Raw genomic sequence first — 1,082 nt, 5'->3', positions numbered from 1 at the left:
CGAACCCGGGACGCACCCGCGCGTTCTCGGGCTTGTCCGGGTTGTCGTGGGGGCTCAGGTCCACGCTGTCGCCGTCGCGGGTCGCCCGGTCCTGGACCATCCCTTCTTCCTGGGCGTCGCGGGAGTGCACGTAACCCGAGGCCAGATCCGAGACCGGACGGGTCCACCCGCGGAACAGGGTCTTCCAGTCCAGGGTCGGGCCGATGCTCCAGTTCTTCAGGGACTCGGTGAGGAGGGTGATGCGGCCGGAGGCGCGGAAGGCGTAGGCCTTGGTGTTGTTCGGGATGAACAGCACCGACGACGAGAACGTGGACGACTGGTTGTGCGACCTGCCGCGGGAGAAGAACGTGCGGGAGAGGGAGGTTCCGAACACCGGGATCGGCCTGACGGCCTGGTTCGGCAGGGAGTCGTCGGAACCGGGCGGGTTCGGGTTGCGGGCTCCGCCCCCGCCGAACCTGAGTCCGAGGTTGCCGCTCCGGGAGGAGACCGCGGACAGGGCCGTCTCGCTGCCGCCGCCCCACCGCATCTGGGCGTCGACAGGGCGGAAGTCGGTGACGGCGCCCATCTCGGACCTGGTGACGTTGGTGACCCGGACCTTGTGCGGTGACCAGAGACGGCTGCTCATCTCGTGGCGGGAGCGGGAGCCGAACCGGCTGGTCGTGCTCTTGTCCGTGGCGAGTACCTCCGACGACAGGGACTGCTCGATCCGCTGACCGTTCCCGGGCGACCGGGAGAGGTACGACACGCGCTTGCGCGTGAATCCGTTCTCGGAGAGGGCCCGGTACACCTGCTCCCGCAGTCCGGGGGTCTGGTCCCTGTCGCCGAAATGGGTTCTCACGTGCTCGAAGAAGGCACCGGCGCGGTGGAGAGCCTGGGCGCGGCGCTGCCCCAGGGTCGGCGGGTCCTGCGGCGGCCGGTCGTTCGGGGAGTCGTCCCCGCCCCTCTCGCCTCCAAGGGGAGCGGTCTCCGGCGTCGTACCGGTGGTGGTGTCCGTCGTCCCTCCGGGGGGAGGCGGCGGGGCGGGGAGGACCGTCTGGTTGCCGTCGGCGCCCGTGACCGTGGTGGTGCCCGCGGGAGGCGCG

Annotated in this window: 1 pseudogene; it reads right to left on the bottom strand. The window is 71.0% G+C overall.

What is annotated here, in order from left to right:
* Window positions 1–1,082 (bottom strand): annotated as a pseudogene (locus tag DQW06_RS28690) (hypothetical protein); the annotation flags it as partial.

The sequence above is a fragment of the Nocardiopsis sp. TNDT3 genome (genome assembly GCF_003427465.1).
GTDB lineage: Bacteria > Actinomycetota > Actinomycetes > Streptosporangiales > Streptosporangiaceae > Nocardiopsis > Nocardiopsis dassonvillei.
This window is presented reverse-complemented; position numbering and strand designations above follow the sequence as displayed.